The sequence below is a fragment of the Streptomyces sp. SCUT-3 genome (genome assembly GCF_014083985.1).
Lineage (GTDB): Bacteria > Actinomycetota > Actinomycetes > Streptomycetales > Streptomycetaceae > Streptomyces_H > Streptomyces_H thermolineatus.
Map to the genome: position 1 here is coordinate 2,501,733 of NZ_CP046907.1, position 23,211 is coordinate 2,524,943.

Below are 23,211 nucleotides of genomic sequence, written 5' to 3' on the forward strand. Positions count from 1 at the left end.
TGGTGCCGGTGCCCGTACCGGGGGCGGTGCCCGTACCGGGGGCGGTGCCCGTGCCGGTGTTGGTCGCTGTGTCACCCATGGCGGTGATGGTAGGCCCCCGGCGCGCGGCCGCACGCGGCCGCGTACACCTCGGCGGTCGCTGCGGCGGTCGCCTCCCAGCCGAAGTCCCGGGCGTGGCGGGCCGCGGCGTCCCCCATCGTGAGGGCCAGCTCGGGGTTCTCGGCGAACCGGCGCAGGACCGCGGCGTAGTCGGCGGGGTCGTGGCCCCGCACCAGGAAGCCGGAGCTGCCGTCGGCCACGGCCACCGGCAGCCCGCCGACCTCGGCGGCGACCACGGGGGTGCCGCAGGCCTGGGCCTCGATGGCGACCAGGCCGAAGGACTCGCTGTGGGAGGGCATGACCAGCACGGTCGCGGCGCGGAACCAGTCCACGAGCCGGTCCTGGTCGACCGGGGGCTGGAAGCGGACCAGGTCGCCGACGCCGAGGTCGGCGGCGAGCTTGTGCAGCCGTTCCGGCCTGGCCAGGCCCGATCCGCTGGGGCCGCCCACGATCGGCACGACCAGGCGGGAGCGCAGCGACGGGTCCTCGTCGACGAGCCGGGCCGCCGCGTGCAGCAGGACGTCGGGGGCCTTCAGCGGCTGTATCCGGCCGGCGAACATCGGGACGACGGCGTCCTGCGGCAGCCCCAGGCGGTGCCGGGCCGCGGCCCGGCCGGCGGCGATGCCGGCCGGGTCGGGACGGAAGCGGCGCAGGTTGACCCCGGGATGCACGACGGCGATCCGCTCGCGCGGGGCGTCGTAGTACCGGGCCAGCTCGTCGGCCTCCTCCTCGGTGTTGGCTATCAGCCGGTCCGCGGCCCGCACCACCTGGTTCTCGCCGATCACCCGGGCCTCCGGCTCGGGCGTGTCGCCCTCGGCGAGGGCGGCGTTCTTCACCTTGGCCATGGTGTGCATGGTGTGGACCAGCGGCACGCCCCAGCGCTGCGCGGCGAGCCAGCCGACGTGGCCGGAGAGCCAGTAGTGGGAGTGCACCAGGTCGTAGTGGCCGGCCCGGCGGGACGCCTCGGCCTGCATGACGCCGTGGGTGAAGGCGCACAGCTGGGCCGGCAGGTCCTCCTTGGCCAGGCCCTCGTAGGGGCCGGCGTCGACGTGCCGGACGGTGACGCCGGGGGCCAGCTCCACGATGGGCGGCAGGGCCCCCGTCGTGGCCCGGGTGAACACCTCGACCTCGATGTTGATCTCGGCGAGACGTTTCGCCAGCTCGACGATGTAGACGTTCATGCCGCCCGCGTCGCCCGTGCCCGGCTGGTGCAGCGGGGAGGTGTGGACGCTGAGCATGGCGATCCGCCGGGGGCGGCGCCCCGGCATGCGCCACCGCAGCCCCTGCCGTACCTGACGCACCTGCCCGAACCTGGTCGGCCGTGCCGTCTGCTGGCTCACCTCGAGCAACCTCCTGCACCGGCTTCCGGAGCTGACGAATCCACCGAAGGTGCAACCGGGCGGAGCGCCTTCCCATTCCGGATTGCCGAAACTTGACCTTCCGCCCGGGCCCCGGGCCCCGGATCTTGGACCCCGGGCCCCGGGGAGGCGGGACGTACCGGGGCGGGAAGAGGCGGACGGGGCCGGACGGGGAGGGCGGGCGGGGAGGGTGGGCGGGGAGGGTGGGCGGTTCGGCCGGGGCGGCGCTTAGGCTCCGTTCCATGCCCTCCCGCCGTCCACCGCTCCCGCTCGGGAACCCCCGTCCCGCGGGCACGGCCGCCCGCCGTCCCGTCGGCACGGTCACCCGCGGCACGACCAACCCCAACCGGCTGCGCCGCATGGACCGCTGGATCGCCGCCGGCCACGCCGCCGTGCTGCGGCGCTGCGACGACCCCGTCGCCGTCGACCTCGGTTACGGAGCGGCCCCGTGGACCGCCGTCGAACTGCTGGGACGGCTGCGCACGGTGCGTGCCGACGCCGAGGTCACGGGCATCGAGATCGAGCCCGAGCGGGTGGCCGCGGCCCGGCCCTACGAGCGGGAGGGCCTGTCGTTCCGGCACGGCGGCTTCGAGGTGCCGCTGCCCGGCGGCCGGCGGCCGGTGCTGATCCGGGCGGCGAACGTCCTGCGCCAGTACGACGAGGCCGAGGTCGCCGCGGTGTGGGAGCGGCTGTGCGGACGCCTCGCGCCGGACGGCCTGCTGGTCGAGGGCACCTGCGACGAGATCGGCCGGAGGCACGTCTGGGTGGCCCTCGGGCCGCGGGGGCCGCGCACCGTGACCTTCGCCACGCGTCTCGGGTCGCTGGGCCGTCCCTCCGACCTGGCGGAGCGGCTGCCCAAGGCGCTCATCCACCGGAACGTGCCCGGGGAGCCGGTGCACGCCTTCCTCACCGACTTCGACCGGGCGTGGGCCGCGGCCGCCCCGCTGGGGGCGCTGAGTGCGCGGCAGCGCTGGATCGGGGCGGTGCGTTCGCTGGCACAGGTCTGGCCGGTGGTGGACGGGCCGAACCGCTGGCGGCAGGGGGAGGTCACCGTGCGGTGGGACGCCCTGGCCCCACGCGGCTGACCGCTCCTCCCCCGTCACGCCGGGCGAGGAGAAGCCGGGGGCGTTCGGCGGGACGCCGACGCGCCGGACCGTGACGTTCCCCCGGGAGGAGGGTGATCTGCGTCATGCCGCCGTCGTGCCGTCGGCGGCCGAAACCCGCCCGCACCTTGTCATATGCCGAAGGCAATGATCAGGCACCTCTCCCCGGACGGCCCCTCCGCCCGCTATCGTCGCGACAGTGCCCTCGGGGGGAGGGAAGGAATGTCCTCATGTCCGCATCCGGACAGCCGACGGGCCCGGCACAGCAGGAGTGGCCGGTCTCCCGTACGGAGATCACCGGCGGCCCGGGCCGCAGTGGTGATGCCGCACACCCCCGGGTCCTCGACAGCGTCCCCGCGCCCCGCTCCCGCCCCCGGTCCGCGTCCGACACTGCCGGCCTGACCCTCCTCGTCGTCGGCGACGATCCCCCCGACGCCTTCACCGCCCCCGAGCTGTCCGACTCCTCCGGCACCCGCATCCGCATCCGGCGCGCCCGCAACCTCACCGAGGCCGAGCGGCTGCTCACCGACGACGTCAACTGCGTGCTGCTGGACAACCGGGACCGCGACCGCGACCTCGCCCACCTGCGCGAACTGCTGCGGCTGGCCCCCACCACGGCGGTCATCGCCGTCACCGGGGAGGGGGACACCGAACTGGGGGCCGAGGCCGTCCGGGTCGGCGCCCAGGACTACCTCTTCCACCGCGACCTGAGCCCTTCCCTGCTCACCCGCGCCATCCGCTACGCCGTCGAGCGGAAGCGCGCCGACGTCGCACAGCGGCAGCTCACCGAGTCGCGGCTGCGGGCCCAGGAGAACGCCCGCCTCGAACGCGGCCTGCTGCCCACTCCGCTGCTCGCCGGGGCCGGACTGCGGTTCGCGGCCCGCTACCGGCCGGGCCGCAGCCGCGCCCTGCTCGGCGGGGACTTCTACGACGCCGTCCGCACCGCCGACGGAACGGTCCACGCCATGATCGGCGACGTGTGCGGGCACGGCCCGGACGAGGCCGCGCTCGGCGTGGAACTGCGGATCGCCTGGCGCGCGCTGACCATGGCGGGCCTGGCCGGCGAGACGGTGCTCGACGCACTGCAACTGGTCCTGGAGAACGAGCGGCCCGACGACGAGATCTTCGCCACGCTGAGCGTCCTCGAGATCGCCCCCGACGGCACCCGGGCCGGCCTGTACCTGGCCGGCCACCCGGCCCCGCTGCTCACCCGCCCGGCGCACGGCCCCCGCCTGCTGCCGCACGAGGCGGGCGGGCCCGCCCTGGGCCTCCTGCCGGACGCCGAGTGGGAGCGCTACGAGGTGGAGCTTGGGGACGAGTGGAGCCTGATGCTCTACACCGACGGCCTGATCGAGGGCCGCACCGGCGAAGGGGCCGGCCGGCTGGGCCAGGAGGGCCTGCTGGACCTGGTCGCCGCACGGCTGGCGGAGGGCCTGGGCGGTGAGGAACTGCTGGACGCGGCGGTCACCGAGGTCCGCCTGCTCAACGGCGGCGAGCTGACCGACGACGTCGCCGTGGTCCTGCTGGAACGCGGCCGGGACGCGCCGGAAGGCGGCTGAGGCACGCCGGAACGCGGCCGGGACACGCCGGAGCGGGGCCGGGGCGCGCCGCCGCGGCGGTTCACCAGGGGCCGTAGGGGCCCTGCCGGCCGCCGCCCTTGTTCCCGCCCGTCACCTGCTTGAGCGCCGGCCGGACGTCGACCACGTACACGATGGACGCGATCAGTCCGATGATCGACAGGAAGGACATCGCGCCGAGCCAGCCGTTCACCACGGCCGACAGGGCCAGGACGATCAGCCAGAACGGCTTGGTCTTCTTGTCGGCGGCCGGGTACGCGTCGGCCCGCCGCACCGCGGCGTCGACCAACGCGAAGACCGTGAAGGCGAACAGCGCGATCGAGACCAGGCCGAGGACCGAGTTGAACGCGAACACCAGCGGGCCGTTCATCGTTTCCGCTCCTCCTGAAAGCCGTACCGATCCTCATGTCCTGCCACCGTCACGGTACCCGTAACAACGGGCCGGGCACCCGATGCGTGCCCGGCCCGCCGAACTGCCGCCGTACCGCGCCCCTCGGGGCTTATCGGGCCAGGTCCCCGTCCCCGGCCGCCGGGGCGGGCTTCTTGGCCGCGGTGGTTTTGCGGGCCGCCGGCTTCTTCGGGGCGGAGGCCTTCACCGTGGAGCCGTCCGAGCCGGTGGAGACGGTGGAGCCGCCCTCGACGGCCGCGGCGACCTCCTCGATCCCGTCGGCTGCCTCACCGCGCCAGGTCCGCACCACGTCCCGGCCGCGGACGGCCAGCTCGTCGTAGGTCTCGCGGGCCTTGACCGCGTACTCGGCTGCGCGGCCGACCTGCTGCAGGACGAAGTCCTGGGCGGTGTCGCGCACCTCGCGCACCTTCTTGCCGTCGATCTCGAAGGAGGAGACGGCCGAGGAGATCTTCGCCTGCGCCTCCTTGGCCTGCTTGCGCACCCGCTCCTGGTCGAGCCGGGCGTCGACCTGCTCGCGCACGGCGGCCAGTCGCTCCGGCGCCTCGGCGCGCAGCTTCTCGATCAGCTCCGGGACCTCGCGCAGCTTGGCCGCCGCCAGGTCGGCGGTGCCGGCCACGGCGTAGAGGGGGGTCGGGTCGGTCAGGGTCTTGCGCAGGTCATCGGTGATGGCCATGTGGGGTTCGCACCTCCTGTGCGGGGGAGCGCGCGGCGGTTCGGCCCCGCGCCTCCGTGTGTAGTCGTCACTGCTGTTCGCGCGTCTGCCCGTGGTCCGGGCGATCACGCGGTGGCGGCGGTGCCGTCACCGCCGTCCGCCGGGTCGCCGGACGCGGCCGGCGCCGTCCGCACGTCCGGCACGTCCGGCACGGCCTCGAGCTGCCGCCCGGTCCGTGCGCTCCGGCCCGCAACGGTGCCCGCCACCTTGGCCGCGGCGCTCTTCGCCACGCCCCTGGCCGCCTTCTTCGCCGCCTTCTTGGCGGTGGTCCGCTCACCCGAACGGCCGTCGCCGGGCTGCCGGGCCGCCCTGGGCGAGCGCCTGCGCACCGCCTTGGGGGCAGCAGCGCCGTCGTCCGCGGCACCGCCTTCCGCCGCGCCGCCGTCCGCCGTACCGCCCTCCGTGCCGCCGGTAGCGGCGGGAGCCGGGCCGGGCGCCGTGGCGGCCCCCTCCCCCGGGCCGCCGTTCTCCTTGCGGAACGACTCGTAGATCTGCAGGAGGACCTGCTTCTGCCGCTCGTTGAGCACGGGGTCGCCCATGACGGCCTGCCGCACGCCCTCCCCCTGCCGGTCCCGCTCGTCGAGGATCCCGGCCTGCACGTAGAGCGTCTCCGCGGATATCCGCAGCGCCTTGGCGAGCTGCTGGAGGATCTCGGCGCTGGGCTTGCGCAGCCCCCGCTCGATCTGGCTGAGGTAGGGGTTGGACACTCCGGCCGCGTCGGCGAGCTGCCGCAGGCTCAACTGCGCGTTGCGCCGCTGCTCCCGCAGGTACTCACCGACATTGCCGACATTCAGTGAAGCCATACTCACGATGGTGGCCCACCTTGCTAACTTTTGCAAGCACCCGCTTGCAAAAGTATCCCGCGGAGCCGCACCGGACCCCCGGTCGTCTCCCGCCCGACGCATGCGTCCTGCTCCCGGGTTCGTCTGCTCCGATGCCGCCGGCGGTGGCCCGTTCTCCGCGGCGGCACGACTCCCGCGGGAGGGCGACGGCTCCTTGCGTCTGCTTCAGCCCTGCGGGCGGGGCTCCGGGGCGAGAACGGCGCGGCAGGCGGACCGGGCCGGCTCGCTCAGCAGCGGACGGACACGGGTGAACAGGGCGAGGAGTTCAGCTCCCCACTCCTCCCAAAAGGACGGGTCGACGCGGGCGAGATCGAGCTCGTTGGCTGCGGTCAGTTCGACGAAGTCGCGGCGCAGCCGCGGCTCGGGGACACGATCGCGTCCGGTGAACCGGTCGCGGAAGGCCGCATCGGCGTCCGCGAGCTTCGGGTAGGTGGCCTTCCGGTCGCACGAGGCGTAGAGGTACACGATCGCTTCGGCCTCCGCGCCGATCACTGCTGCGAGTTCGGTGCGACGGTCCGGGGACAGCAGGGCGACGGGGAAGCCGTCGGTGCCGTAGGACGCGTGGCACAGGCCCGCAAGCTGGAGGGCGGGGCGGGCGCCCCATGCGGCGAGCTGCTCCCGGACACGCTGGAGGTGCACGAGAAGGGCACCGCCCGGGTGGGCGGTGTCCGCGGCACCGAGGTCGCGCAGGAGCGCGACGGCCCGGCCGGTGGCAGGAGGAGGAGCAGGCACGAGGCGGGATCCTTCCGTTGCTCGGGTCGGCACCCGTCCGCTGCTTTCGCGGAGTCCGGACGCCGCGAAAGCACCGGACGGGTTGCCGCCCAGGGCCCTGCGCCGATCATCGCGGGTGGCAGAAACCCCAGTCAATCCTATGGATTTGTTGAAATCCCCAAGCTGTAGCTTGGGGACATGACTTTGGACGACCTCCGCGTTTTCGTGGCCGTCTGCCGGGCCGGCAGCCTCAGTGCCGTCGCCCGGGAGCTGGCCTGCACACAGTCCGCGGTCAGCCAGCACGTGAAACGGCTGGAACGGGAGACCGGGGTGAGTCTCCTGGAGCGCCAGGCACGAGGGGTCGTGCCCACCCACGCGGGGCGTGTCCTGCGGGACGCTGCCGCCGACGGCATCGCCGGTCTGGACCTGGCCCTGCGGCGCATCAAGGACCTGGCCGACGGCAACAGCGGTTCCGTGCGCGTGACCACGGGCGGAACGACCGTCCGGCACTTCATGTCCGAGGCCGTCGTCACTTTCCGGCAGCGCTACCCGAAGGTGAACCTGGAGTTCCAGACGGAGACCTCCGGCCGGAGCTGCTTCGACGCCCTCATGGCCGGCAACCTGGACCTCGCCTGGGTCACCATCGGCAGCCCGGTACGCGGCATCGAACAGCGCGCCGTCCTCGATCTGCCCTGGGTGCTGGCCGTCCACGCCGACGATCCGCTCGCAGGCCGGACCCGCATCGGCGCGGCCGACCTCGCCGGCATCAGCCTCATCCGGCTGCCGCAGAACTCCGCCTCGGGCACCCGCCTCGATGCCGCCCTCACGGAACTCGGCGTCCGCAGCAGCTCCGACACCAGTGTGGCCGACTGGGACACCGCCGTCCTGCTGGCCGAACTCGGCCTCGGCCACGCCGTCGTTCCCGCTCTTCCCGGCCGGCCGGTACCCGGCGACGACGGCCCCCTCCGCCTTGTCCCCATCCCCGACCTGCCGCCCCTCCCGGTCGGTTGGGCCGTACGCCGCTGGGACGCGCTTGCCCCGATCGCCCGGATCTTCGCCGACACCGTCGCAGACAGTTGCGCGGAGAAGGGTGCGGATGCACACCGCCGGCAGGCATGCCCGCCCGACCGGCACTGACCACCCACCCGACCGGCACTGACCGGCAGGCTCGGTGCAGGGCCCTCGCGACGGGAAGCACGGAACGGAGCAGGTCCGCGGGGCGTCCGCAGCCCACGTCGACCGGGACAGGGCACCCGACGCGCGCCCGGTGCCCCGGCAAGACACGGGCGAGGCACTGGCGGGGCGGAGTGCCGGGATGGCCGAGTGGCCTCTTTCCGCGGCCTGCCACCGCTGACTACCCTGAGTCCCCATGGTGCTTCTACGGGTCACCTCGTCCGCCGATCTCGACGCGCTCGTGTCGCTGGAGAGCGCCCCGGACACCTCGCGCTGGCTCGGGGAGACCGGACGCGCCTGGCACGAGCAGGCGCTGGCCGACCCGGACCAGGAGCACCTGACCGGTGAGGTCGAGGGGGCCCCGGTGGGCTTCGCGGTCCTGTCCGGCGTGCGCGAGGGGGAAGGGCTGCTGGAGATCCGCAGGATCGTCGTCTCCGCCGGACGGCGCGGCACCGGCCACGGGCGGGCCCTGCTGCGCGGCGTGGTGGCGCACGCCTACGAACGGCTCGGCGCGCGCCGGGTCCGGCTGGACGTGAAGGCCCGCAACACCCGCGCCCTCGCCCTGTACCGCTCCGAGGGGTTCGTGGCCGAGGGGACGCTCCTCGCAGCGGTGCCCGAACCCGACGGCAGCCGTTCCGACCTCGTGCTCATGGCCCACGCGCGCCGGCTCGGCGGCTGACTCGGGCGGGTGCGTCCGGCTGCGGAGCCGCGGGGCCGCAGGACCGCAAGGACCACGGGTCGCCGGGGCGTGCCGGGGCGCACGGGCGGGCCGGTGCGTGGATTCCTGTTCGACAGGTGCCGGTCCCGGCTGCCAGTCTCGCCGCATGCAGTACGAGATCTCCACCGACCCGGCGCGGCTCGACCTGCCGCGCGTCCACCAGTGGCTGTCCACGGACGCCTACTGGGCGATCGGCCGCCCCTTGGAGAAGGTGCGCCGCGCCGCCGAGGGCTCCCTCAACTTCGGGGCCTACGACCCGGCCACCGGGGAACAGGTCGCCTACGCCCGGGTGGTCACCGACCGGGCGACCTTCGCCTGGCTGTGCGACGTCTACGTCGCCCGCCCGGCCCGCGGTCTCGGGCTGGGCACCCGCCTGGTCGAGGCGGTCCGCGACCACCTGCTGCCGATGGGGCTGCGCCGCGTCACCCTGGCCACGGCCGACGCCCACGGCGTCTACGCGAAGGTGGGGTTCGCGCCGCTGGAGGACCCCTCGATGTGGATGGTCCTGGGCGAGCAGTGAACGGGCCCGCGGCGGCTCAGGCGTCGGGGCCGGAGAGCAGGTCGTCCACCCGCGCCTCGCCGTCGCGGTAGCGGCGGGCGATCTCGGTGTTGCAGCCGTCCGCCGTGCGCTGCAGCCGCTGGCGGCGGCGGGAGACCTCCTGCTCGTGGCGGACCAGCCGGCCCATCGCCTCGTGCAGTTCGTCGTCGGTACGGGCGTCGAGGTCGGACAGCTCGACCTCGGAGAGCATCTGCTCGGCCAGCTTCCGGTACTCCTCGCCGCGCGGCGTGCCCAGGGTGACGTGGCGGGCGGAGGAGCGCACCCGGGACGGCTCGTCCGCGAGGATCTGCGGCAGCCGGTCCAGCAGCGGCGAGGAGGCCGAGACGGTGGGCCCGGTGAGGGGCGGACGGCCGGACGCGCCCGAGGGTGCCGCCGGCACCACGGGGGTGCGGCGCCTGTCCACCTCCGCCCGCAGGATGTCGATCCGGCCCTGCAGCAGCCGCCGCAGGTAGGACAGGTCGGCCTCGTCCTGCTGGGCCCGGCCGCGCAGTTCGCGCAGGGCCGGGAGGTCGAGTGCGGCGAGGTCGCGTTCGGCCGCGGTGTCCCCGGCGAGGGGTGCGCGCGGCCCGGGGGTCCTGGGGTGGAGTGCGTCCGCCTGCAGCATGTGGCCGTCCTCGGTGCGGGCTGTGTGGGTACCGGCAGGTCCTGTGTCGGCGCGGAGCGCGCCCGTCCGGTCCGCCGGTTCGGTACCGGATGTCTGTCCGGTGGCGTCTGTGCTCATTCCTCGTCCCCCTCGTACGGCGGCTGCACTCCGGCGGCGCGGCTCCTCGGGGGCCGGGACGGCCCGGGCGGCGCGGCGCGGGATGCGGGGAGGCCGGGACGCAGGAGTGCCGGGACTCCGGGAAACCGGCCGTGCCGAGAATCGTGCCATCCTGCGGCGATGCCGCGCACCGGCTCTGCACCCGAACGGCCCCGGCGCCTTCGGGGCACGCCACCCCACTCGGCGCACGCTCCCCGGCGCGCGCCCTGGCCCTGCGCCCCCTCCCGCGGCCCGCGCCCGCCCGTTCCGGGGGCCTCCCCGCGCCGGGGACTTCCTCGCGCCGGGGACTTCCGGGGGCCGGGGACTTCCGGGGGCCGCTCGGGGCGGCCGGGGGCCGGTTTCGGACGGCCGGAGGCCGCCCCGGCTGCCGGAGCGCCCGGGCCGCTGGCCGGGCGGCGGATGGGACAATGGCCCGCATGCGAGCAGTGGCCCAGGTGGTGACCGAGGCGAAGGTGGACGTCGACGGCGTGACGGTGGGGTCGATCATCGGCCCCGGCCTGTGCGTCCTCGTCGGGGTCACCCACGACGACACCCCCGAGAAGGCCGCGCAGCTGGCCCGCAAGCTGTGGAGCCTGCGAATCCTACCCGGCGAGAAGTCCTGCTCCGACCTGGGCGCCCCGCTGCTGGTGATCAGCCAGTTCACCCTCTACGGGGACGCCCGCAAGGGCCGCCGCCCCACCTGGAACGCCGCCGCGCCCGGACCGGTCGCCGAGCCGCTGGTCGACGAGGTGTGCGCCCGGCTGCGGGAGCTGGGCGCACACGTGGAGACGGGCCGGTTCGGCGCGGACATGAAGGTGTCGCTGACCAACGACGGCCCGTTCACCGTGGTGCTGGACATCTGACGCGCGGGGCCGGCGGCAGGGCCCGCACGGCGCCGCCTACGGCTCGACGACGACCTCCTGGCCCGCCGCCACGGTGTCGGCGAGCAGCACCTCGTCCACGGGCACGTTCCGCTTGACGACGGCCAGGGCGATCGGCCCCAGCTCGAAGTGCCGGGCCGACGAGCCGACGAAGCCGACCTGCCGCCCCTCCGGCCCGTCCTTGGCCAGCCGCACCGGCGCGCCGTGCCCGGGGAGGGAGACCTCGCTGCCGTCCAGGTGCAGGAAGACCAGGCGGCGCGGGGGGCGCCCGAGGTTGTGCACCCGGGCCACGGTCTCCTGGCCGCGGTAGCAGCCCTTGTTCAGGTGGACGGCGCTGTCGAGCCAGCCCAGTTCGTGCGGGATGGTGCGGTGGTCGGTCTCGAGACCGAACCGGGGGCGGTGGGCCTCGATGCGCAGCGCCTCCAGCGCCAGCGTCCCGGCGGGCGGGCCGTGGGAGGCAGCGGCGGCGAACGCCTCCAGTTCCTCGCGGGGCAGGAACAGGTCGCGGCCGTGGGCGGTCTCGCGCACCACCGTCCCCCCGGGGACCTCGGCGATGCTGCCCGCGGGCAGGTGGACGACGGCGTAGCGGTCCGTGACGTCGGCGGTCTCGACCCGGTAGAAGAACTTCATGCTCTCCAGGTAGGCGAGCAGCCCGCCCTGCGTCCCGGGCTCCACGTGGATCCAGGTGGTCGTTCCGTCGTCCACTAGGTAGAGCGCGTGCTCGATGTGGCCGTGCGGGGAGAGGATCAGCGCCTCGGTGGCCTGTCCCGCCGGCAACTCGCTGACGTGCTGGGTGAGCAGCAGGTGCAGCCAGCCCAGGCGGTCCTCGCCGGTGACGGTGACGACGCCGCGGTGGGAGAGGTCGACGAATCCGGTGCCCGCGGCCAGCGCGCGCTGCTCGCGGAAGGGGTCGCCGTAGTGGGCGGCCACGCCCTCGTCGGGGCCTTCGGCGGGTACGGCGCCGGGGAGCGACAGCAGGGGGCTCTTCATGGCGTCCAGCCTACGGCCCGCCCGCCGGACGCCGGTCGCCCGGCGGGCGGTCCCGGCAGCGGGCGGCCCGGGCAGCGGATGGGACGGGCGGAAGGCGGTCCGGGCGGAAGGCGGGGCGGCGGGCGGTCCGGGCGGAAGGCGGGGCGAGGGGCGGTCAGTCGGCGGAGCAGTTGCGGCAGCGGCCGAAGATCGCGAAGTGCTTCATGTCGGTCTCGAAGCCGAACTCCTGCTTCAGCCGGGTGATCAGGGGCTCGGCGACGGAGACGTCCGTCTCGATCACCGAGTCGCAGTCCCGGCACACCAGGTGGATGTGGTGGTGCCGGTCGGCCAGGTGGTAGGTGGGGGCGCCGTGGCCGAGGTGCGCGTGGCTGACCAGCCCGAGCTCCTCGAGGAGTTCCAGCGTGCGGTAGACGGTGGAGATGTTCACCCCGCCCGCGGTCCGGCGGACCTGGGTGAGGATCTCGTCGGGAGTGGCGTGCTCGAGGGAGTCCACGGCTTCGAGCACCAACTGCCGCTGGGGAGTGAGCCGGTACCCGCGCTTGCGGAGCTCGGCGACCCAGTCTGCCTCGTGCTGCCTCTCGGTGCTCACCACACCGGCCATTGTAGGGACGGTGCGGGGCGCCGCGGCAGAACCGCGACACCCCGTGCGCACGGAAAGCCGAAGGCGGAACGGCGGCCCGGCGGGCGGGCCGGCCGCGGAACCGCGGCCGCGGGGCCGCCTACTTGAAGAACGCGATGCCGTCGTCGGGCAGGTCCTTGATGTCCTTGGCCCACTGGGACGGGTCCACGACCTTCTTCAGGTGCGCGGACATGTAGGGGCGCAGCTCGACCTCGGGAGTGGCCTTCTCACCCACCCACATCAGGTCGCCGTTGACGTAGCCGTACAGCCGCTTGCCGCCGGAGTACGGGGCGGCGCTGCCGGTGCGGGCGACCGCGTCGGTGACCAGGTCGATCTGCGGCTTCTTGTCGGCGAGTTCGCCGTACCACAGCTCGACGACGCCCGCGTCGCGGGACATCACGATCTCGACCTTGCGGTCGGAGCCGATGCGCCAGTAGCCGCTCTCGTTCTCCAGCGGGCGGACCTTGCGGCCCTCGCCGTCGAGCACCCAGGTGCGCGAGGTGTACTCCAGGAACGGACGGCCGTCGTGGGTGAACGTGACCTCCTGGCCGAAGTTGCACCCCTCGGCACCGGGGAAGTCGGAGACGCCCGCACCCTCCCAGTTGCCCAGCAGGAAGGCCAGGGGGACGAGCTCGGGGTGCAGGTCGGACGGGATCTCGATCATGGTGTCAGCGCTGGCCCTGGTAGAGCTTCTTCACGGACAGGGCGACGAAGCCGAGCACGGCCAGGCCCACCAGGACGAGAAGGGAGGTGAAGAAGTACTCAAGCACGGTCGTGCTCCTCGGGGAGGATGACGGTTTTCGGACCTTCGGCCCAGTCTAGTCGTCCCGCCCCCGCCCGGGGAGGCACCCCCGCAAGGGCGGGCCGTCCCCGGGCGGGGCGGTGTTCAGCCGAGCATCCGGGCCTGCAGGGCCACGGTCTGCCGGTAGGCGGTGTCCGGGACCTCTCCGGCCCCGGCTCCGTCCCTTTCCGCGGTGAACATCACCACGCCCAGGGTGTCCCCGGAGGAGATGTACGCATACCTCAGGGCGGTCCCGCCCTTCTTCGGCTTCTCCTCGCTGCGGGAGACGACGTAGACGCCCTCGGGCCGCCCTTCCTCGTCCAGGGTGGCGGCGTCGTCCACGACGCTGTCGGCCGAGGCGGGAAGCCTGGGCGCCGACTCCGTCCGGTAGACGGCGGCCGTCGCCGCGGTGGGGAACTGCAGGAGGAAGACCTGCACCCGGGTCCCGTCCGGCATGGACCAGGCGCGGCCCGCGATGTGCCGCAGTCCCTCCTCCGCCAGCCGTACCCGCACCCCCTTCTCGCCGGTCCACAGGGCGGCGTAGTCCTCGGCCCTCACCCAGCCGTCGCGGACGGGGGCGGCGTCGTCCTCCACCGCCTTCCGGGGGAGCGGGACCAGCAGGTCGCGCAGGTCGGCGTGGTGGCGCCCGGTGGGGTTGTCCTCGGCGTGCGGGGGCGGCGAGCCGGAGGGGAGCGCGGGCAGTTTCAGCGCCGGATAGGCCCAGCGGCCGTCGTGCGGCGTCTTCAGGCCGGGCAGTTCGGTCCGTTCCGGGACCGTGACGGCGTACGCCGTGGCCGCGGCGGACACCGCCAGGACGAGGAGGGCCGACACCCAGCGCGCCACGGCACGCGTCCGGCGGGGCGGGCGTGCGGGACCGCCGTCGGGCACGGTGGGCTCCGGGGCCGGCTCCGAGGCGGAGGCCTCCGCGGCGGGTCCGGCGGCGGGAGCCGTGGCGGGACCGGCTGCGGAAGCCGCGTGCGGGGCGGTCCGGTCCTCCGGGGCGGTCCGGTCCTCCGGGGCGGTGCGGTTCCCGGTCACACGACCTCCCCGGGGGTGGCGATCCGCTCGAGCTGTCGGCGCAGCAGGTCCGCGGCGTCCTTCGTCTTCAGCGGGGACGTGCCCTCGGCCGTCATGGTGACCATGAGGTCGCCGTCGTGCGCGAAGCAGATCATCAGGTCGAGTTCCTGTCCTTTCTCCTTGGGGGGCAGGAAGCAGCGGGCCTCGTCGAAGCCCTTGATCCGGGGGCCGTTCCGGAAGACGCCGAGCTCTTCGAGCAGCTCCGTCCGGAAGGCGGTGAGGGACTTCGCCCCGCTCTTGCGCATCTGCACGAGCTGCATCTCGACGAGGAGGTCGTGGTCGTACCGGTCCTGGAAGGTCCTCGCCCCCACGCCCTTGACCTTCAGCGCCTCCACGGCCTTCAGCGCGGCCTTGCGCTCTTTCGCGGGGAGCCCCTCGTACGCCCGGCCCGCCATCTCGCGGGCCTCCTTGCCGGTCAGCTCCACGTCGTTCCCCCAGACGCCGACGTCGGGGCCTTCCTCGTACCCGTCCGGCAGCGGCAGGAGCAGCTTGCCCAGCGGCCCGTAGTGGCTGCCGCCGCGTTCGGCCCCGTACTCGGCCGACGCCTCGGGGGCGGGCGCGGCCCACGGCTTCTCCGCCACGGGCGTGCCGCTCTCCCGCTGCTCCAGGGCCACGCGTCCGACACCGACGGCGGCGGCCACCGCCACCAGCGCGGCGACGACGCCGAGGACCGTCCGGCGGCCCCGGCGGGAGCCGGGCGCGGGCGCGGGACCGGGCGCGCCCGGCGGTTGCGGGGACTTCGAGTCCGCCGTCGCGTCGTCCTGCGCGGCCACCTCCTCGGGGGTGGCCACGTCACCGGACTGCGTGCTGTCGTCGTTCACAGCCGCTCCAGCTGGCGTGCGGCGATGTCCATCGCGGCTTTCCTGTCGATCGGTTTCGTGCCGTTGAACACGATGTCCATCACGATGTCCCCCCGCCGGGCGAGGGCCCGCGCCTCGTAGCGCGGGAGGTAGCCCGGCTCGATCACCGGCGCGTCGCGGAAGAACACCCTGCCGTCGAAGGTCCCGGGGAGGGCCGTGCCCACGTTGCCGGCATGCTCCTCCTGCGGCATGTACCTCTTCTGCGCCCCGAAGTGCATACGGGCGCTCATGCCGTTGTCCGTCTCGCGGAACTGGACCAGGTCGATGTTCACCCACATCCCGTCGCCCTTCTCCGTCCACGCGCTGTGGGCGACGCGGCGCAGGTTCTTGTCGAGGACCTCGGTGAACATCCAGGCGGGACTGCGGAATCCGTCGGCGTACTCCGCCGCCGACTTCCAGACGCGCTCGCCGGTCCGCTCGTCCACCTCGGCCCCTCCGGGCTTCGGCAGGAGCAGCTTCCGCAGGTCGCCGTCGGTGACGACGAGATGGTCCTCGTCGGCGCTGAGCGGCTTCGTGCTCGCGGCGGGTTTCTTCGGGTACTTCAGGGCCTCGCCGGCCAGGGGCGGGAGCGGAGTGGGCGGACGCTGCCACTGGATGCCGTAGCCGGTGGCGGCACCGGCGAGGACGCCGAGGGCTGCGGCGGAGGCGATCAGGACGGCGGTACGGCCCCGGCGGCGCGCCGGCTCCGGCGCGGGTGCCGCGTCCGAAGTGCCGGCCGGGGCAGCCCCGGTCTCCTGACGGGGCGCCTCCTCGGCCGGTGAGGAGGCTCGTTCGGGTGTTCTGGGGACAGGAGGGTCCTGGGACAAGAGGGAGATCTCCAAGGAAGGGGCGGGAAGAGGCCGACGGCCGGTCGGCGAACGGTGCGCGGGCGCTCGTACCGGTCGTCGGGGAGCGGGCGGGGCGGCTTGCGGTCGGGCTTCTCCCCACCCGTGACGGTCGGGGCGACGTGGGCGTCGCCCCGGTGGAGGACGGCCGGAGGTCCGGCGGGGGCCGGCAGGCCCACGGCGGCCGGTGCCGCGGTCCTTCCGCGTCTCCGGGTCCGCGGTCCGCGCGGATCCGGCCCGTTCCCGGGCGCGGCGGAAGGATCGTCGGACGGTGCAGCCACGAAGCCCCCAGCTCTGGATCACGGTGCTCGGAGCGCCCGGTGATCACGTGGGACGGCATTATGCCGGGAAGCCGTCAAGCATTCACGCAATTTTGACTGAGACATGACGTGCCGGTCCGGATGGTGCCGACGCGCGCCGACCGGACCGGTGCCCGCCGGGGGCGGCGTCTACAGTGGGCACGTGGCGAAGAAGCTGGTGATCAAGTTGACGGCGGGGGCCGACGCTCCCGAGCGCTGCTCGCAGGCGTTCACGGTGGCGGCGGTGGCCGTGGCCAGCGGGGTCGAGGTCTCGCTGTGGCTGACCGGCGAGTCCTCGTGGTTCGCCCTGCCCGGCCGCGCGGCCGAGTTCGACCTGCCGCACTCCGCGCCGCTGCCCGATCTGCTGGAGTCCGTGCTGGTCGGGGGCTCGGTCACCCTGTGCACGCAGTGCGCGGCGCGCCGGGAGATCACCTCGAAGGACGTGATCGAGGGCGTGCGGATCGCCGGCGCCCAGGTGTTCGTCGGCGAGGCCGTGGCCGACGGGGCGCAGGCTCTCGTCTACTGACACCGACGTCCGGGCCTCCGGCGCCCGGGTCCGCCGGAGCCGTCCGCGGTCACCGGTCGTTCCCGCGCAGGTCCTCCTCGTGCCAGCGCCAGTCGGCCTCGTCCCAGTGCTCCTCGTCCCAGTTCTTCCCGTCCCTGCTCTCCTGGCCCTCGCTCTTCCCGCCCCCGTCCGCGTCCTCGTCCTCGTCCCACCAGTGGTCCTGGGGTTCGCGCCGGTTCGCGGTGACGGCCGCCAGCGGCGGGATGACCATGGCCACCACGCACATCGCCACGGCGAGCGGCACCGACCACAGGCGCACCACGCCCCACGCCAGGACGAAGAGGGCGACGCACGTGCCCATCATGGCGAAGTAGAGGTGCCGGCGGTGCGGCTGGGACCGCGGGGTGCCTCCCGCGGGCGGCGGGGCCGGGCGGTGCGTACTCACCCTTCCACGGTACGGCGGGCGGGGCCGTCCGCGGAGCGCCCGGGCCCGGGAACACCGGGGCGCACGGGCGCCGGAACGCACGGAGGCCGCGTCCCCGCAAGGTGTCCAACCCCGGGACGCGGCCTCCGCACGTCGGTTGCGGCCTGGATCAGACCGCGATGGCGACCTCCGCCACCGAGCCCTGCTGGGCCACCACGGCGCGGTCGACGGTCGCGCCCGGCACGAGGGCGCGCAGCGTCCAGGTGCCCGGGGCCGCGAAGAAGCGGAACTGCCCGGTCGCCGAGGTGGGCACCTCGGCGGTGAACTCGCCGGTGCCGTCCAGCAGTCGCACGTAGCCGTTGACCGGCTCGCCGTCACGCGTCAGCGAGCCCTGGATGATGGTCTCCTTGGCGGTGTCGATGCCTGCCAGGTCCGGGCCGCCGGCCTTCGCTCCACACATATCGGGTTTCCTTAACTCTCGAGCCTTGCAGCGGGGGACGGGTCAGCTGTTGGCGCCGAGCTCGATCGGCACGCCGACGAGGGAGCCGTACTCGGTCCAGGAGCCGTCGTAGTTCTTGACGTTCTCGACGCCGAGGAGCTCGTGCAGGACGAACCAGGTGAGCGCGGAGCGCTCGCCGATGCGGCAGTAGGCGACGGTGTCCTTGGACAGGTCCACCTTCTCGGCCTCGTAGAGGGCCTTGAGCTCCTCGTCGGACTTGAAGGTGCCGTCGTCGTTGGCGTTCTTCGACCACGGGATGTTGCGCGCGGTCGGGACGTGGCCCGGGCGCTGCGACTGCTCCTGCGGGAGGTGGGCCGGGGCGAGCAGCTTGCCGGAGAACTCGTCGGGCGAGCGGACGTCGACCAGGTTCTTGGTGCCGATCGCCTCGAGGACGTCGTCGCGGAAGGCGCGGATGGAGGCGTCCTGCGGCTGGGCCTTGTACTCGGTGGCCGGGCGCTCGGGGACCTCGGAGACCAGCTCGCGGGCGTCCAGCTCCCACTTCTTGCGGCCGCCGTCGAGCAGGCGCACGTCCTGGTGGCCGTAGAGCTTGAAGTACCAGTAGGCGTACGAGGCGAACCAGTTGTTGTTGCCGCCGTAGAGGACGACGGTGTGGTCGTTGGCGATGCCATTGGCGGAGAGCAGCTTCTCGAAGCCCTCCTGGTCCACGAAGTCCCGGCGCACCGGGTCCTGGAGGTCCTTCTGCCAGTCGATGCGGACGGCGTTGCGGATGTGGTTCTTCTCGTAGGCCGAGGTGTCCTCGTCGACCTCCACGATGACGACCTTCGGGTCGTCGATGTGGTCCTGGACCCAGTCTGCGTCGACCAGGACGTCGCTGCGGCTCATGCTGTTCTCCTCCGGGGCAGTTCTCGGAATGTGCCTCGATGCCGCGTACCCGGTCCTTCCCGGTTCGACCGGGTGCGGACGGTGCGCGGCGCGGGGTTCGGTAAGGACGCGTGCGGGTGCGGACGCGGGCGGAGCGGCCCGTGGTGCGCCTGCGGCAGGGAGGCCGGTCGAATGCCGGCGGTGCCGACCCGTCAAACGGTGAGACAGAGCATGGCGGCCACGCGACACAGGTCAACTGCCCGCCGCTTTGTGAGGTCCGCCTGTCGCTTCATGGCACTGATCGTAGGGAAGCGCGGGCCCACTGTCATGGGTGTTTTGGGATGTGAGACGGAATCGTCCATCTATCGGGACGCATCGTGCGCCGGGAGGCCCCGGAGCCCCCGGCGGGAGGCGCGGACCGGCCACGCGCTTCTGTTCGACGGACACTTTCGTCTCACCCGTCGGACAGGCCTGCGCGGTGTCTCCGGCGGCGCTGCGGCCCCGGGCCGGCCGGGCCCCGAGCGGCCCGGCACCCCTGGTGGCCCGGCGTCAGGCGTCAGGCGTCAGGCGTCAGGCGTCAGGCGTCAGGCGTCAGGCGAGCCGTACGTCCGTGCCCTTCAGGGAGATCACGATCCCGTCCTCCGTCGCCCTGACGCCGTCCATCGTGATGCCGGCGGGCAGCCCTCCCAGCTTCCGGTCCATGTCGATCCGTTCGCGCACCATGCCCTCCAGGCCCGGCACGCCGTCCACGACGGGGATGTCCTCCGCGCGCAGCCGGAACGTGTTCCCGTCCCGGACGGAGACCCGGCTGTTCAGGCTGTGCTCGACGCTGCGGCCCAGCACGGACAGCGAGAGGGTGACCTTCACCCGGCCCGCGCCGTCGTCGCCCTTGCCGCCGTAGGCGACGGACACGCCGTCGGGGGCCGCCTCGCCGAGGTCGGCGTAGGAGATCAGCGCCGTACCGGTCGCGGTGGCCGCGACGGCGGACGAGTAGTTGTCCTTCAGCCGGACGTCGTGCAGTTCGGTGGTGATCCGCTCGATGCGCAGCGTGCCGTCCTGGGTGCCGGCCTCCGCCCCGTCGACGACGGCCGTCACCTTCTCGAGGTTCTTGCCCACGACCTGGGTCAGGAACGGGAAGCCGTGGATCTCCACGTCCGGGGCCGTGGACAGCCCCTGGGAGCGCTGGGCGCGCTCGGCGACCTCGGTCTCGGCGAACGCCACCGCGGCCCGGTCCGCCGCCACCAGCAGCACTCCGAACACGACCAGAACAATCAGCAGTCTGCGTACGGCACGCACAGGACCCCCATGGACGACGACTGTGAGCGAGCCTAACCGCCGAAGTGTTCGAGCATGCCCGCCACGACCGGGACGGCGGGTGCCGCGAGGGCCAGGGGGAGGGACACACCGGCGGTGAAGTGGACGAAGCGGGACGGGAAGTCGTAGCTGGCCACCCGCAGCCCCGCCAGCGCGCACAGGCCCGCGGTCAGTCCCAGCACCGCCCCGCGCACCCCGTCCAGCGCCGCGCCGCTGCCCGCCGCGGCCGCGGCGGCGAGCACCGCGGCGGCGGCCGCGGGCAGCGGGAGCCCGCGGACGACGACGGCCGCGGCGACGGCCGCCACCGCGGTGAGGACGGCCTCGCCGCTCCCCGCCGGGCCCGACGGCCAGGGCGCCGCCAGGGCACCGGCCAGCACCGTGACGACCGTGGCCGAGACGGTGACCGTGAGGGCGTAGAGACGCTCGTCCGCAGCCCCGCGGTGCCGCATCTGCAGGACCAGGACCGGGGCGATCCAGATCGCGAGGGTGCCGACGAGGACGGCGGCGGCGCGCTCGGGGCCGTCCCCGAGCAGCAGCAGCCCCGCGTCGGCGGCCAGCCCGGCCAGGAATGCGAGGGCGATGCCCTGCCGGGCGGGCCACATGCCGTTGAGCCGGAACCAGCCCGCGGCGGTGACGGCCTGCAGCAGGACCACCGGCACGACCAGGAGGATCTGCGACACCTGGGAGGCCAGGGCCAGCAGGGCGCACAGGGCGGTGGTCACCAGGGCCGGCAGGAGACCGGGCGCGATGATCGGCGACCCCGTGCGGACGGGGGCGGCAGGGGCGTCCGGGGCGCCGGGGGCGGCAGGGACGCCGGCGGGGGCGCAGCCGGTGCCCGGCATCGGGCCGGGGCCCTGCGGGGCCGGGACGTCCGCCTGCCGCGGCACCTCTCCCGGCCCGTGGAGGACGGTGCCGTACCCGTCGTGGGGTACGACGGCCTCCGCCCGGGGGTCCTGCACGGGGGCGGCGCCGGGGCCGGGGTGCGGGGGCTGCTGCCAGGACTGGGCCTGCCAGGACTGGGCCTGCCAGGACTGGGCCTGCCAGGACTGGGCCTGCCGGGGCTGGGGCTGGGGCTCGGAGTGCCGGCCGGACATGGGTGTGGTCATCCTCCTGCGAAGGGCGGCAGGACCTCGACGGTGTCGCCGTCGTGCAGTTCCACCGTGGCGTGGTCACGGGTGCCGACGGGGTCGCCGTTCACCAGGAACGACGAGCGTTCGAGCACCCGCGCGAACTCGGGCCGCCCGGCGTGCCTGCGGCGCGCCCCGTCCAGCGCCTCCGCCAGTGTGGCGGCGCGGTACGGCTCCTCGGCCAGGCCGGCCGCGGCCTTGGCCGCGGCCCAGTAGCGGATGGTGCCGCCCCGTGCGGTGGTGCTCATCTCGTCACCCGTCCGGTGGTCCGGTGGTCGGCGGCCGGTGGCCGGCCGCCCTGTGCCCGTGTGGTTCGCGCCTCGTCGGCTCTCGGTCCCGCCGTCCATGATGGCGGGTCGGCCGGGTCGGCCGGACGACAGGTTACTTACCCGCGGCCGCTGCTGTCGGCGAGCCACCGGCCGATGCGGTGCAGCAGTTCGGGCCGGGCGGCGTTCTCGGCGTGCCCGTAGCCGTGCTCGATCCACAGTTCGGCCCCCTCCCCCGCCGCCTCGGCCAGGGAGAGGGGGTGGTCCAGCGGGAAGTACGGGTCCCGGTCGCCGTGGACGATCAGCAGCGGGGTCGGGGCGGTGGAGGCGGCCGCCTCCACCGGGGAGAGCGGGACCGGGTCCCAGCCGCGGTGGTCGACGCGGGTGCGCAGCGCCCAGCGGGAGACCAGGCGGCCGGCGGGGCGGGTGATGGCCCAGTGCAGGCGCCGCATGGGTGCCGTCCCGCGGTAGTACCAGCGCGCCGGGGCGCTGACGGCCGCCACGGCGTCGACGTGCGCCTCGGTGCCCCGGGAGAGGGCCGCCTGGCGCAGGACGACGGAGCCGCCCATCGAGAAGCCGAGCGTGGCGACCCGGGCGTAGCCGAGGGCGCGGGCCCACAGCACCGCCGCGTCGAGGTCGAGCACCTCGCGGTCCCCGACGGTGGAGAGGCCTCCGGACCGGCCGTGCCCGCGGAAGGAGAAGGTCACGGCGGCCCCGTAGCCGGTCAGCAGTTCGGCGGCGCGCTGCAGCGCCGGACGGTCCAGGGCGCCGGTGAAGCCGTGCGCGAGGACGATCGCCAGGTCCTGGGCACCGCCCCGCGGGGGGTGGTGGCGGGCCTCGATCTGCACCCCGTCCTCGGTCGGCAGCATGATCCGTCGGGGACCCGGCGTGATCGACCGGACACTGCGGCGCGGCGTTCCGGCCTCTTCAGAAGGCTCCATGTGGGTTATTCTCCTGGGAAGAGGATCCGGGCAGCGTCGCCCCCGGGTCCTTTCGTGCTTCAAGGGATCCGGCGCGTCCTCCCCCGGGCGCACCGGTACCGCGAAAGCCGCCGCACCACTGAGTTCCGGCGGGGACCGAGGAGGGTCGCGATGGGCAAGCGAAGTGTTGTGGGACGACCGGGCAGGTGCTGCCGATGAGTTCGCTGCTGCTGCTGACCAACGCGCTCCAGCCCTCCACCGAGGTGCTGCCGGCCCTCGGGCTGCTGCTGCACAGCGTCCGGGTGGCCCCCGCCGAGGGCCCGGCGCTGGTGGACACCCCCGGCGCGGACGTGATCCTCGTCGACGGCCGCCGCGACCTGCCGCAGATCCGCAGCCTGTGCCAGCTGCTGCGCTCCACCGGCCCCGGGTGCCCGCTGATCCTGGTCGTCACCGAGGGCGGACTGGCCGCGGTGACCGCGGACTGGGGCGTCGACGACGTCCTGCTGGACACGGCCGGGCCCGCCGAGGTCGAGGCGCGGCTGCGGCTGGCGCTGGGACGGCAGCAGGTGGCAGCGGACGACAGCCCGATGGAGATCCGCAACGGCGACCTGTCGGTGGACGAGGCGACCTACAGCGCGAAGCTCAAGGGCCGGGTGCTCGACCTGACCTTCAAGGAGTTCGAGCTGCTCAAGTACCTGGCGCAGCACCCGGGCCGGGTCTTCACCCGGGCCCAGCTGCTGCAGGAGGTGTGGGGCTACGACTACTTCGGCGGCACCCGGACCGTCGACGTGCACGTGCGGCGGCTGCGGGCCAAGCTCGGCCCCGAGCACGAGTCCCTGATCGGCACGGTGCGCAACGTCGGCTACCGGTTCGTCGCCCCGGAGAAGGAGAAGGCCGACCGGGGCGAGCGGGCCGACCGGGCCGACCGGGGCGATTCCGAGCCCAGGGGGAGGAAGCCGCAGGAGACCGCCGCACCATCCACATCGTAGGACGATGCGGACAA

General features: G+C 74.1%; 26 protein-coding genes and 1 pseudogene. 8 read left to right on the plus strand and 19 right to left on the minus strand.

Translation table 11 applies throughout. From position 1 onward, the window contains the following. Window positions 1-71 precede the first annotated feature (71 nt). Window positions 72-1,367 carry a D-inositol-3-phosphate glycosyltransferase gene (gene mshA / locus GQS52_RS10970; protein ID WP_182316361.1) on the minus strand — a complete coding sequence of 432 codons (1,296 nt, stop codon included), beginning with the start codon at window positions 1,365-1,367 and terminating at the stop codon, window positions 72-74. Window positions 1,368-1,699: 332 nt separating this feature from the next. On the opposite strand from mshA, the gene GQS52_RS10975 reads away from it, so the two are divergent. After that, a complete protein-coding gene (locus GQS52_RS10975; protein ID WP_182313219.1) occupies window positions 1,700-2,542 on the plus strand; it encodes a class I SAM-dependent methyltransferase in 843 nt (280 codons plus the stop codon). Window positions 2,543-2,790: 248 nt separating this feature from the next. After that, window positions 2,791-4,119, plus strand: coding sequence for a fused response regulator/phosphatase (locus GQS52_RS10980; protein ID WP_182313220.1), 1,329 nt, complete (start codon window positions 2,791-2,793; stop codon window positions 4,117-4,119). Between the two features lie 61 nt (window positions 4,120-4,180). On the opposite strand, the gene GQS52_RS10985 is transcribed toward GQS52_RS10980, so the two are convergent. The 4 genes and pseudogenes from GQS52_RS10985 to GQS52_RS11000 all read right to left on the minus strand — a co-directional run bounded on the left by GQS52_RS10985 (window position 4,181) and on the right by GQS52_RS11000 (window position 6,832). Beyond that, the gene (locus tag GQS52_RS10985; protein WP_182313221.1) at window positions 4,181-4,507 is read right to left on the minus strand and encodes a DUF2516 family protein; all 327 of its coding nucleotides are present in this window, start codon (window positions 4,505-4,507) and stop codon (window positions 4,181-4,183) included. Window positions 4,508-4,637: 130 nt separating this feature from the next. Next, window positions 4,638-5,219, minus strand: a complete 582-nt coding sequence (locus GQS52_RS10990) for a hypothetical protein (RefSeq protein WP_182313222.1) — start codon at window positions 5,217-5,219, stop codon at window positions 4,638-4,640. A gap of 485 nt (window positions 5,220-5,704) precedes the next feature. Continuing rightward, window positions 5,705-6,061 (minus strand): annotated as a pseudogene (locus GQS52_RS27695) (helix-turn-helix transcriptional regulator); the annotation flags it as partial. Window positions 6,062-6,265: 204 nt separating this feature from the next. Further along, window positions 6,266-6,832 carry a DUF6817 domain-containing protein gene (locus tag GQS52_RS11000; RefSeq protein ID WP_182313224.1) on the minus strand — a complete coding sequence of 189 codons (567 nt, stop codon included), beginning with the start codon at window positions 6,830-6,832 and terminating at the stop codon, window positions 6,266-6,268. 177 nt (window positions 6,833-7,009) lie between these two features. Between GQS52_RS11000 and GQS52_RS11005 the strand changes: the two genes are divergently transcribed. The 3 genes from GQS52_RS11005 to GQS52_RS11015 all read left to right on the plus strand — a co-directional run bounded on the left by GQS52_RS11005 (window position 7,010) and on the right by GQS52_RS11015 (window position 9,222). Then, window positions 7,010-7,948: a LysR family transcriptional regulator gene (locus tag GQS52_RS11005; protein ID WP_182313225.1), complete on the plus strand. Its 939-nt coding sequence runs from the start codon at window positions 7,010-7,012 to the stop codon at window positions 7,946-7,948. A gap of 232 nt (window positions 7,949-8,180) precedes the next feature. Next, a complete protein-coding gene (locus GQS52_RS11010; RefSeq protein ID WP_182313226.1) occupies window positions 8,181-8,663 on the plus strand; it encodes a GNAT family N-acetyltransferase in 483 nt (160 codons plus the stop codon). A gap of 145 nt (window positions 8,664-8,808) precedes the next feature. Continuing rightward, complete coding sequence (locus tag GQS52_RS11015) at window positions 8,809-9,222, plus strand: GNAT family N-acetyltransferase (protein ID WP_182313227.1); 414 nt, start codon at window positions 8,809-8,811, stop codon at window positions 9,220-9,222. Window positions 9,223-9,238: 16 nt separating this feature from the next. Here the strand turns inward: GQS52_RS11015 and GQS52_RS11020 are convergent, their stop codons facing one another. After that, window positions 9,239-9,865 carry an ABC transporter substrate-binding protein gene (locus GQS52_RS11020; protein WP_259370703.1) on the minus strand — a complete coding sequence of 209 codons (627 nt, stop codon included), beginning with the start codon at window positions 9,863-9,865 and terminating at the stop codon, window positions 9,239-9,241. Between the two features lie 572 nt (window positions 9,866-10,437). Here GQS52_RS11020 and dtd point away from each other — a divergent pair. Next, a complete protein-coding gene (dtd, locus tag GQS52_RS11025) occupies window positions 10,438-10,863 on the plus strand; it encodes a D-aminoacyl-tRNA deacylase (RefSeq protein WP_182313229.1) in 426 nt (141 codons plus the stop codon). Window positions 10,864-10,899: 36 nt separating this feature from the next. Here the strand turns inward: dtd and GQS52_RS11030 are convergent, their stop codons facing one another. The 6 genes from GQS52_RS11030 to GQS52_RS11055 form a co-directional block, all read right to left on the minus strand. Continuing rightward, entirely contained in the window at window positions 10,900-11,871 is a 972-nt protein-coding gene (locus tag GQS52_RS11030) for a folate-binding protein YgfZ (RefSeq protein ID WP_182313230.1), read from the minus strand. A gap of 154 nt (window positions 11,872-12,025) precedes the next feature. Continuing rightward, on the minus strand, window positions 12,026-12,460 hold the full coding sequence (locus GQS52_RS11035) for a Fur family transcriptional regulator (protein WP_259370704.1): 435 nt from the start codon (window positions 12,458-12,460) through the stop codon (window positions 12,026-12,028). Between the two features lie 130 nt (window positions 12,461-12,590). Then, a complete protein-coding gene (locus tag GQS52_RS11040; protein ID WP_182313232.1) occupies window positions 12,591-13,154 on the minus strand; it encodes an FABP family protein in 564 nt (187 codons plus the stop codon). 222 nt (window positions 13,155-13,376) lie between these two features. Further along, on the minus strand, window positions 13,377-14,309 hold the full coding sequence (locus GQS52_RS11045; protein ID WP_182313233.1) for a hypothetical protein: 933 nt from the start codon (window positions 14,307-14,309) through the stop codon (window positions 13,377-13,379). After that, entirely contained in the window at window positions 14,306-15,169 is an 864-nt protein-coding gene (locus GQS52_RS11050) for a hypothetical protein (RefSeq protein WP_182313234.1), read from the minus strand. The genes GQS52_RS11045 and GQS52_RS11050 overlap by 4 nt, the downstream gene beginning before the upstream one ends. Further along, a complete protein-coding gene (locus tag GQS52_RS11055; protein WP_259370705.1) occupies window positions 15,166-16,014 on the minus strand; it encodes a hypothetical protein in 849 nt (282 codons plus the stop codon). Before GQS52_RS11055 ends, GQS52_RS11050 begins: the two co-directional genes overlap by 4 nt. Window positions 16,015-16,494: 480 nt before the next feature. On the opposite strand from GQS52_RS11055, the gene GQS52_RS11060 reads away from it, so the two are divergent. After that, window positions 16,495-16,857: a DsrE family protein gene (locus GQS52_RS11060; protein WP_182313235.1), complete on the plus strand. Its 363-nt coding sequence runs from the start codon at window positions 16,495-16,497 to the stop codon at window positions 16,855-16,857. Window positions 16,858-16,906: 49 nt separating this feature from the next. Here GQS52_RS11060 and GQS52_RS11065 read toward each other — a convergent pair whose 3' ends face one another. The 7 genes from GQS52_RS11065 to GQS52_RS11095 all read right to left on the minus strand — a co-directional run bounded on the left by GQS52_RS11065 (window position 16,907) and on the right by GQS52_RS11095 (window position 22,157). Then, the gene (locus GQS52_RS11065) at window positions 16,907-17,281 is read right to left on the minus strand and encodes a DUF3099 domain-containing protein (protein ID WP_259370706.1); all 375 of its coding nucleotides are present in this window, start codon (window positions 17,279-17,281) and stop codon (window positions 16,907-16,909) included. 148 nt (window positions 17,282-17,429) lie between these two features. Beyond that, on the minus strand, window positions 17,430-17,720 hold the full coding sequence (locus GQS52_RS11070; protein ID WP_182313236.1) for a DUF1416 domain-containing protein: 291 nt from the start codon (window positions 17,718-17,720) through the stop codon (window positions 17,430-17,432). Between the two features lie 42 nt (window positions 17,721-17,762). Further along, the gene (locus tag GQS52_RS11075) at window positions 17,763-18,602 is read right to left on the minus strand and encodes a sulfurtransferase (protein ID WP_182313237.1); all 840 of its coding nucleotides are present in this window, start codon (window positions 18,600-18,602) and stop codon (window positions 17,763-17,765) included. A 570-nt stretch (window positions 18,603-19,172) separates the two neighbouring features. Next, a complete protein-coding gene (locus GQS52_RS11080) occupies window positions 19,173-19,841 on the minus strand; it encodes a DUF2993 domain-containing protein (RefSeq protein ID WP_259370707.1) in 669 nt (222 codons plus the stop codon). 68 nt (window positions 19,842-19,909) lie between these two features. Further along, on the minus strand, window positions 19,910-21,001 hold the full coding sequence (locus GQS52_RS11085; RefSeq protein ID WP_182313239.1) for a hypothetical protein: 1,092 nt from the start codon (window positions 20,999-21,001) through the stop codon (window positions 19,910-19,912). Then, on the minus strand, window positions 20,998-21,270 hold the full coding sequence (locus tag GQS52_RS11090; protein ID WP_182313240.1) for a MoaD/ThiS family protein: 273 nt from the start codon (window positions 21,268-21,270) through the stop codon (window positions 20,998-21,000). Before GQS52_RS11090 ends, GQS52_RS11085 begins: the two co-directional genes overlap by 4 nt. A 137-nt stretch (window positions 21,271-21,407) precedes the next feature. Next, complete coding sequence (locus tag GQS52_RS11095) at window positions 21,408-22,157, minus strand: alpha/beta fold hydrolase (RefSeq protein WP_259370708.1); 750 nt, start codon at window positions 22,155-22,157, stop codon at window positions 21,408-21,410. A gap of 266 nt (window positions 22,158-22,423) precedes the next feature. Between GQS52_RS11095 and GQS52_RS11100 the strand changes: the two genes are divergently transcribed. Beyond that, window positions 22,424-23,197, plus strand: a complete 774-nt coding sequence (locus GQS52_RS11100) for a response regulator transcription factor (RefSeq protein WP_182313242.1) — start codon at window positions 22,424-22,426, stop codon at window positions 23,195-23,197. The last annotated feature ends 14 nt before the right edge of the window (window positions 23,198-23,211 follow it).